Source organism: Acidithiobacillus sp., from assembly GCF_023255755.1.
GTDB lineage: Bacteria > Pseudomonadota > Gammaproteobacteria > Acidithiobacillales > Acidithiobacillaceae > Acidithiobacillus.
The window spans coordinates 1-7,933 of record NZ_JAGDVS010000144.1; the positions used below are offsets into that span (position 1 = coordinate 1).

General features: G+C 59.0%; 10 protein-coding genes and 1 pseudogene. 8 read left to right on the forward strand and 3 right to left on the reverse strand.

Annotated elements, in window-relative coordinates; all coding sequences use genetic code 11:
* Positions 1–237: pseudogene (locus Q0C48_RS10040) on the forward strand (DUF3488 domain-containing protein); the annotation flags it as partial.
* A gap of 14 nt (positions 238–251) precedes the next feature.
* On the opposite strand, the gene Q0C48_RS10045 reads toward Q0C48_RS10040, so the two are convergent.
* Together Q0C48_RS10045 and fdxA are read right to left on the reverse strand one after the other, a co-directional pair.
* Positions 252–1,940: an ABC transporter transmembrane domain-containing protein gene (locus Q0C48_RS10045; protein WP_291523967.1), complete on the reverse strand. Its 1,689-nt coding sequence runs from the start codon at positions 1,938–1,940 to the stop codon at positions 252–254.
* Positions 1,937–2,260, reverse strand: a complete 324-nt coding sequence (fdxA, locus tag Q0C48_RS10050) for a ferredoxin FdxA (RefSeq protein ID WP_291508561.1) — start codon at positions 2,258–2,260, stop codon at positions 1,937–1,939. Before fdxA ends, Q0C48_RS10045 begins: the two co-directional genes overlap by 4 nt.
* A gap of 208 nt (positions 2,261–2,468) precedes the next feature.
* On the opposite strand from fdxA, the gene Q0C48_RS10055 reads away from it, so the two are divergent.
* Positions 2,469–3,071 (forward strand): peroxiredoxin, encoded by a 603-nt coding sequence (locus Q0C48_RS10055; RefSeq protein ID WP_291523969.1) that lies wholly within the window; start codon positions 2,469–2,471, stop codon positions 3,069–3,071.
* A 93-nt stretch (positions 3,072–3,164) separates the two neighbouring features.
* Here the strand turns inward: Q0C48_RS10055 and Q0C48_RS10060 are convergent, their stop codons facing one another.
* Positions 3,165–3,890: a hypothetical protein gene (locus Q0C48_RS10060; protein ID WP_291523971.1), complete on the reverse strand. Its 726-nt coding sequence runs from the start codon at positions 3,888–3,890 to the stop codon at positions 3,165–3,167.
* Positions 3,891–3,997: 107 nt separating this feature from the next.
* On the opposite strand from Q0C48_RS10060, the gene Q0C48_RS10065 reads away from it, so the two are divergent.
* From Q0C48_RS10065 to Q0C48_RS10090, 6 genes are all read left to right on the forward strand, one after another.
* A complete protein-coding gene (locus tag Q0C48_RS10065; RefSeq protein ID WP_291523973.1) occupies positions 3,998–4,858 on the forward strand; it encodes a PHP domain-containing protein in 861 nt (286 codons plus the stop codon).
* 102 nt (positions 4,859–4,960) lie between these two features.
* Complete coding sequence (locus Q0C48_RS10070; protein ID WP_291523975.1) at positions 4,961–5,998, forward strand: AI-2E family transporter; 1,038 nt, start codon at positions 4,961–4,963, stop codon at positions 5,996–5,998.
* A gap of 88 nt (positions 5,999–6,086) precedes the next feature.
* Positions 6,087–6,512, forward strand: a complete 426-nt coding sequence (locus tag Q0C48_RS10075; RefSeq protein ID WP_291523977.1) for a hypothetical protein — start codon at positions 6,087–6,089, stop codon at positions 6,510–6,512.
* 56 nt (positions 6,513–6,568) lie between these two features.
* On the forward strand, positions 6,569–7,033 hold the full coding sequence (locus Q0C48_RS10080) for a hypothetical protein (protein WP_291523984.1): 465 nt from the start codon (positions 6,569–6,571) through the stop codon (positions 7,031–7,033).
* Complete coding sequence (rlmB, locus tag Q0C48_RS10085; RefSeq protein ID WP_291523979.1) at positions 7,026–7,790, forward strand: 23S rRNA (guanosine(2251)-2'-O)-methyltransferase RlmB; 765 nt, start codon at positions 7,026–7,028, stop codon at positions 7,788–7,790. The genes Q0C48_RS10080 and rlmB overlap by 8 nt, the downstream gene beginning before the upstream one ends.
* Before the next feature lie 23 nt (positions 7,791–7,813).
* On the forward strand, positions 7,814–7,933 hold a 120-nt coding region (locus tag Q0C48_RS10090; protein WP_291523986.1), incomplete at its 3' end, for a TatD family hydrolase.

Here is a 7,933-nt window from a genome sequence, read left to right on the forward strand (position 1 = left end):
GTCGGATATTGGCGCCAGCGTGCGGCGCGTGCCTTGCGTACTTTGGGATTGAATGACGTTCGACCGGGGGTGGAGAGTTTGTTCTGGCAACGGTTGCCCGTGCCCGCGGATCAGTGGGAATCTGTGCGTGAAATCTATCTGGCCCAGCGTTATGGTTCCACTCCGGATGCCGATGGCGACCGGCGTCTATCTGAGGCCTTAGTTACGCTGCGCCAATCGTTGCGAGAAACTTTCTGAACGTTTAAGGCCGCTTATGCGGCTCCGTGTTCCTGTTCTTCGGCCACGATCTGGCCACGCTCCAGGCGGATGATCTGGTCGGCGAGACGGGTAGTGCGCGGGCGGTGCGCGACGATGATAAGGGTTTTCCGGCCGTGGAGGGCGCTGAGGGTATCGGCGATGCGTTCTTCACTTTCGCTGTCGAGGTTGCTGGTGGCTTCGTCAAGGACCAGCACGGGGCGATCCAGATAGAGCGCGCGGGCGATGGCGAGCCGCTGGCGCTGGCCGCCGGAAAGATTGCCGCCATTGCCCTTGATCATCGTTTCCAGCCCGCCTATTGGGGCTAAAAACTCCCAGGCGTGCGCTTGCCGCGCGGCCGCCTCGGCGCGTTCGTGATCGGGTTGAGCATCGGCATAGGCGATATTGCTCAGGGCGGTGCCGCTGAAGAGTACGGGCTCCTGAGCCACAAAGCTGAAATAACCCCGGTAATCGCCGGCAGGGAGATCGCGGATGGACCGCCCAGCCACCGTAATGTCTCCCCCGCTGGCCGGCAGCAAACCGAGCATCACCCGCACCAGACTGGTCTTGCCGCCGCCGCTGGGGCCGACTATGGCCGTCGTGCTGAGAGGTGGTATGGTGAATTGGAGATCGCGTAAAATCGCTTCGCCCCCCAATTGTAACTTGAGATCGTGGCACTGCCAGGTGCCCCAGGGACGTGGCGTCGGGGAGCGCTGGCTGGCCTCTGCCGGTTGGTCCAGCCAGGCGAAGAGCCGGTCCGCAGCAGAAAGACCTTGTTGCAGTTGATTGTTGGCCGAGGAGAGCTGGCGCAGGGGCTCATAGATCATCCCCAGCGCCGTCAGAAAGCTGAAGAAGGCCCCTGTCGTCATTCCGCCATTCACCACCTGATCGCCCCCTAGATAGATGATGACCGCAATGCCCAACGCCGCAATCATCTCCATGACGGGAACCGTCGCCTTCTGGATGCGGGCAATCTGCATCATCAGGTCGAAGTAGTGACGCGCCTGAACACCGAAACGCTGCGCCTCAAAGCCTTCACCGCCCTGACTTTTGATCACTTCGGCGCCGCGCAGGCTTTGAGAAAATTGGTCCATGATCTGACCCATCTGTTCTTGTTGGCGTTCGCCGCGCTGGCGCAGCTTCTGGCCGAAACGAATCAGGGGATAAAACGCGATGGGCAGAGTGATGAAGCTGATCAGTGCCAGTTTCCAGCTCATGTAAAACACTACCGCCATGAGCGCGATGATCTGGAAGGTGGAAAGAAAGAAGCGCGCCAACACCGAGAGGCCTTGCTGCAATAAAGTCAGATCCAGGCTCATCCGCGACAGGGTGCTACCGTGACTGCTGTCGATGAGGGTGCCGAGGGGCAGGCGCAGGGTATGGGCGAAAAGACGCTCGCGCAGACCGCGCAAAACGTCTTCTTCCACCCGGACGAGGGTGATAGCCTGTACGTAATCGGCGCCGCCTTTAACGGCGTAGATCATTATGACGCCCAGGGGCAGCCAGATGAGCATGCTGGCGTTGCGGTCGATGAAGATCCGGTCGAGAACGGGTTTGATCATGTAGGCTACCCCACCGGTGGCCGCCCCGGAAATCACCATGAAGAGCATGGCGAAAAGGATGCGGCCGCGATATGCGCGGACCAGGCCGAGCAGCCGACGAAAGCTGGGAGAACGCAACGCGGCGGGCGCGCCAGCGTTGCTCACTCTTCGAGCAGGCCCCGTTTATCCTTTACTTCCAGCCAGGCATCCGCATCTTCGGGCGCCATTTTCTTTTGAACGATGGCCGGCCAGATCTTGGCGAGGCGGGCATTGATTTCCTCAAATTCTTCCTGACCTTCGGGCAGGTCATCGTCGCGGAAAATGGCACCCGCAGGGCATTCGGGCTCGCAGAGGGTGCAGTCGATGCACTCATCGGGGTCGATGACCAAAAAATTCGGTCCTTCGCGGAAACAGTCCACAGGGCAGACATCTACACAGTCGGTATATTTGCACTTGATACAAGATTCAGTCACCACGTAAGTCATGGGGGCCAAGCTCCTCACATTTTAGTCTAATGGATTATGACCGGGATCGCCCGGCGGGCTGGAGGCCTATTCTAGCCTAAGGAGGGCGTGCTGCCCACTGGGGGAGTTTGCCCATATCCTCCGCAGTCTGGACGTAGCGAAATCTGAAAAAGTTCGCTATAGTAAAAATCTGGACTTCATCCTGCCGTTTCAACAGAGGAGAAACACGATGGCTGTATTAGTAGGCAAAGCTGCTCCCGATTTCGTGGCCCCCGCGGTCATGGGCGACAATACTATCAATGAAGCTTTTCATTTTTCTCAGTATATCAAGGGAAAATATGCCGTATTGTTTTTCTATCCGCTGGATTTTACCTTCGTCTGTCCCTCGGAAATCCTCGCGTTCAATCACCGTCTCTCGGAGTTCAAGGCGCGCAATACGGAAGTCATCGCCTGTAGCGTGGACTCCCACTTCACCCATCTGGCCTGGAAAAACACGCCGGAAGAGAAGGGCGGCATTGGCCACATCCAGCTCCCCATGGTGGCGGACCTCTCCAAGAGTATCGCGCGCAATTATGACGTTTTGCTCAATGATGAGGTGGCGCTGCGTGGCTCCTTCCTGATCGACCGCGAAGGTGTGGTGCGCCATGAAGTAATCAACGACCTGCCCCTGGGCCGCAACATTGACGAAATGATCCGTATGGTGGACGCGTTGCAATTCTCTGAAGAGCACGGTGAAGTCTGCCCGGCACAGTGGGAGAAGGGCAAAGCGGGCATGAAGCCGACCAGTGAAGGTGTTGCCGACTTCCTGGCGCATCACGGCAAAGAGCTCTGATTGCCGGTTATCCTGTTTGCGCCCAGCGCAGGAACCCGCATGGGTGAACAGGTAACATGGCCCGGATTGGCGTCCGGGCCATGTTATTGGGATTCAGTGCAGACTATGTCCGGCACGTTTTGCTGCTTCTTCCATGACCGCCTTCACCTCATCCGAATAATCACCTTGAGCCACTTGCTGGCGTCCTTCCCGAAAGAATAATGGCGCATCGGCAGGTAAATGATGCACCAATGCTGCAAAAGCACACCGCATTTCCGCTGGATCCTGCGCACGCGTCGCCGTGATGCCCCAATTCAATAACAGAATACGCCAGGGGCGGTGTGGATCTGCGCCATCCAGATCGGTGCCATAGTCTGCGGATGCGGCTTCTTTCACCTTGCCCATCAATTGGGCCAGGGAACGCAGTTCGTCGGGCTCGCCGCGACTATTGGCCAGAATGGCCAGACCGTTGACGATAGGCTCCAGCGTATGGATGGCGCCGCATTGATTACATACCCATGCTGCGAGACTGACGGTGATCATTTCCAGGGCCGCCTTCGCCTGACGCTCACCCAGGCGCTCGGCCCAGGTGGCGAGATCCATCAGCAGACCGATGGCCAGGTCGCCGATGCGCTCCGGCTCGTCGGCGGGCAGGGAAGGGTCCCAGGAGGCAACATCCGTTGTCAGCACTGCGAAAAGCTGGCGCAAGGCGTCCACAATCATTGGCGGGGTGATCTGCTCTCCGCTGACGATACCGCTCTCGGCAAAGGCCCCAAGGATGGGTTTGGCGTATTGTTCAAAGCGCTTTTGTGCGCCTGAGATGTCCAGGATGAGAGCCACTGTCGCCTCCGATATGCTCAGATGAAGAGCTGAGCGTGTTATGCTAGCATGGAATGGTGCCGGAATTCCGCAGCAAGTTGCATCCTCTTTATTCAGGAATCTTCTCAATGTCGCACCCAAACCCCGTTTCTCCTGTTGATTTGCATATGCACTCCCTCGCCTCCGATGGCACCATGACGCCCAGCGACCTAGTGCAGCGGGTGCATGCGGCGGGGGTGCGCGTCATGGCGCTGACTGACCATGACAACACTGCGGGGCTTGCGGAGGCCAGTGTGCAGGCGGCGGCACTGGATATTCAACTTATCCCCGGCGTTGAAGTCTCCAGCGAATGGAGCACCCAGGGTATCCACGTTGTCGGCCTTTTTATTGACCCCGCGAATGGCATCTTACAGGAAGGTTTGAGTCGGATTATGGCCTTCCGTGACTGGCGTGCCTTAGAAATCGGACGTTTATTAGACGGTGCCGGTATTCCTGACGCAGAAGCCGGAGCGCGAGCGATGGCGGGCGGCCGCATGGTGGGGCGTAGCCACTTTGCGCGCTGGCTGGTGCGTGAGGGATATTGTGCAGACGCGAATGAGGCCTTTGGCAAATATCTTGGGCGCGGTTGTAAGGCCTACGTGCCCAGCGACTGGATTCCCATGCCCGAGGCGGTTGGCTGGATCAACGCGGCAGGTGGATCCGCCGTTCTCGCCCACCCCGGTCGCTATAAACTCAGCGGTACTCGGCTGCGTGCCTTGCTCACCGAGTTCCGGGATGCGGGCGGCATCGGCCTTGAGGTCTGCTCTGGCAGTCAGGCGGCCGGGGATCGTGAGCATCTGGGGCGTCTCGCCCGACAACTGGGCATGGCGGGATCGGTCGGCTCCGACTTCCATGGCCCGGATGTTGGTCATGCTGCCATCGGTCATCTGCTCACCTTGCCCGACGGTGTCGAGCCGGTCTGGGATCGCGCCGGTATTCATATTCACTGATCGGTCAATCTTGTCGGTTTTTCTGACGCTTATGTGCATTTCCATCGGCACGGCACTATGGTAGCTTTGCACTCCATTGTAGATTAACACCAGGGGGATGGGGTGCAAAAAAGCCAAGAGCCATCACGCTACGCCAATTGGGGCATGTTCGTGTTGCTGCTGATTTATGCCGGCGCCGCATACACCCTCAGTCCATTCGCCGGCCCCCTGCTGATGGGGGCTGTGCTGACAACAGTGGGCTGGCCCTGGCAGTTGCGCCTGGAGCGTGCGTTCTGTTTGCCGCGCTGGCTGGGTTCGCTTATACACGCCCTGGCATGGGTGGCTATCATCATCATTCCTGCAGTCATTATCGTTGATTCTGTATTGCCCCAGGTAGCGCTGCTCATCTTCCGCTGGCAGTCAGGTGGTCCGCTCGTCGACGTGCCACCGGGCGTGATGCAGATTCCTTACGTCGGCCATTGGCTGCTCAGCCATATGCATGGGCTGAACGGTGCCTCTCTCTCCGCGCTCCTCAGCGCCCATTCCGGCCTCGTCACCGATTCTCTGGGTCAGCTCTGGATATTTACGTTACATACGTTTTTTGCGGCACTGACCGTGTTTGCGCTGGCCCTGCACGGTGAGCGTCTCACGGAGGCGTTGCACCTGGGCGCTACACAACTCTGGGGCCGTGATCGTGGCGATCGGTTTTTGGCCGCCTGCCGGGATGCCGCGCGTTCGGTGCTGATCGGCCTCATCGGTGTGGGTGTGGTGGAGGGCATGTTTATTGGTATCGCTTACGCTGTTGCCGGCCTGAGCATGTGGCCCCTTTGGTTGGTCGCTACCGCACTGATATCGCCGATACCCTTTGGCGCCACGGCCGTAGTCGGCGCGGCCACCCTCTGGCTCACTTTTACGGGGCATTGGATCGCCGGCCTGCTCGTTCTCGCCTGGGGGCTGGTCGTCATTACCGTGGCGGATCTGGTGGTACGCCCACTGCTCACCGGATCGCAGACGCAGGCCCCATTCTTTCTAGTGTTCTTTAGTATTCTTGGTGGTGCGGAAGCCTTCGGCTTGATCGGCCTGATTATCGGACCTATTCTGGTGCTGTTGGCGCGCGGGGTATGGCGTGCCTGGGAGCGGCGCATTCGCTTGCAGGAGTAGTTGCGCAGATCACCGCGGTTGTGGAACTGTACAGGCTTTCCGCCCATCTAACCAATGGGTATTATCTTTACGAAATCAGGAGCACATCATGGACTACTCAATGTTGGATCAACAATATAATCAGTTGCAGCAGCAGACCCAGAACAACCTGCAGGCCTTGCAGCAGGTCGCCGGACGGGTGAACGCCATGGCACCGGATAATATGACCGGACGCGAGATCAGTATGGAATTGCGCAGCTTGGCCATGAACCTGCAACAACAGCAGCAGAATGTGGGGATGATGCTGCAGCAGATGGCGCAGCGTATCCAGCAGTTGGAAATGCAGATGCAGGGGATGGGGCAGCAGGGTGGTATGAACCCCAATATGGGGCAGCAGCGTCCCTGGAATGCGCCCATGCAGGGACAGCCGGGTATGGGCAGCGGTTTCCTGGGTAATGTCATGACCGGTTTGGGTCTGGGTGCGGGTTTCGCGGTGGCGGACAATATCGTTGACGATATTTTCGACAGCTTCTAAGTCCGTATGATAATCGCGCATTTTGACGGTTTCCTGCAGTTTGTGCCCTGCTAATGATGCTACCGTTGTCGGTGTATCTGGATCTGGAGTCGCGCGTTCTCGCCTGGGCTGCAGGGCAGAGATGGCGATTGCAGCGTACCGGCCCTTTGCGACGGGGTGAATGGCCGCTGCCGCGCCTGGAATTTCTCCGCGATGGCGTGTTGATGCCGGACGAGTGGGACGTCGCACTTGCTGCCTGTCCCCTGTTTGCGGGGTTTGCCTCCGGGCAGCGGGAGGCATGGAGTCAGGAAGGCATCGAGGTAAAATTTTATCAGGCCCCGACCGAATTCCTGGGTTTTGCGCAGATCGCCCATACGGGGCCAGCCGGGTTTGTCGCGGTGTGTCGCAGCTTGCCGGGCTGGGATCAGAACCCGGCACCTGACGAAGCAGCGGCCTTTGCGCGCGTCGGTCTGCCTTGTGTGCCGCCCTCCCAGCGTAATCCTGAAGTTTTCACGACGTTGGCGGGAGTGCCGGGTGACTGAAGAATCCCTCTACGGTATCCACGCGGTCAGCGCCGCGCTGGATTCGCGAGAATTGCTGGAGCTCTGGGTGGCGATTGAGCGAAGGGCCGATGACCGTGTCGCGCCGTTACTGCAAAAGGCCACAGAACAGCATCTGCCAGTGCATGAATGGCGGAGCACGGCACTGGGTCGGAGGCTGAATACCGACAAGCATCAGGGCGTGGGCGGCTTGCTGCGCGCCTTTCCCGGGCAGGACTTCGAGACGATCCTTGCGCAATTGGACGGCCGTGGCTTCCTGCTGGTGCTGGATGGTGTGCTTGATCCGCACAACCTCGGTGCCTGTCTGCGCAGTGCGGAAGCAGCGGGGGTCGATGCGGTGATTCTGCCCAAGGATAATGCCTGTCCGGTCAATGCCACCGTGCGCAAGGCGTCTGCCGGATCGGCGTCACGCGTTCCGGTCTGTACCGTGACCAACCTGTCGCGAACCTTGTCTGCTTTGCAAGAGGCGGGCTTCTGGCTGGTCGGGATGGCGGGGGAGGGGGCTCAGAGTCTTTATACGCTTGACCTGAATATGCCGCTGGTGATGGTGATGGGTGGGGAGGAGAAAGGTTTGCGCCGCCTTACTCGCGAGCACTGCGATTATCTGGCGCATATTCCCATGATGGGAGCCATCGAAAGCCTGAACGTGTCCGTCGCTACCGGGATTTGCCTCTTTGAGGCGGCCCGGCAAAGGCGGAATCTGTCTGCCCAGCATGTCGGGCAGGAAAAATTCGCCTAAATCCGCCAGAAGGTCATAAACGCATGCTGGTAGACTCCCACTGTCATCTGGATTTCGACGATTTTGATGTAGACCGGGCCGCTATTCTGGCGCGTGCCCAGGCAGTCGGGGTGCAAGAAATACTGATTGCGGCGGTCGTCGAG

Coding starts and splice junctions, on each gene's coding strand:
- fdxA (WP_291508561.1), bottom strand. CDS start 2,260: ATGACTTACGTGGTGACTGAATCTTGTATCAAGTGCAAATATACCGAC.
- Q0C48_RS10055 (WP_291523969.1), top strand. CDS start 2,469: ATGGCTGTATTAGTAGGCAAAGCTGCTCCCGATTTCGTGGCCCCCGCG.
- Q0C48_RS10065 (WP_291523973.1), top strand. CDS start 3,998: ATGTCGCACCCAAACCCCGTTTCTCCTGTTGATTTGCATATGCACTCC.
- Q0C48_RS10075 (WP_291523977.1), top strand. CDS start 6,087: ATGGACTACTCAATGTTGGATCAACAATATAATCAGTTGCAGCAGCAG.
- Q0C48_RS10080 (WP_291523984.1), top strand. CDS start 6,569: ATGCTACCGTTGTCGGTGTATCTGGATCTGGAGTCGCGCGTTCTCGCC.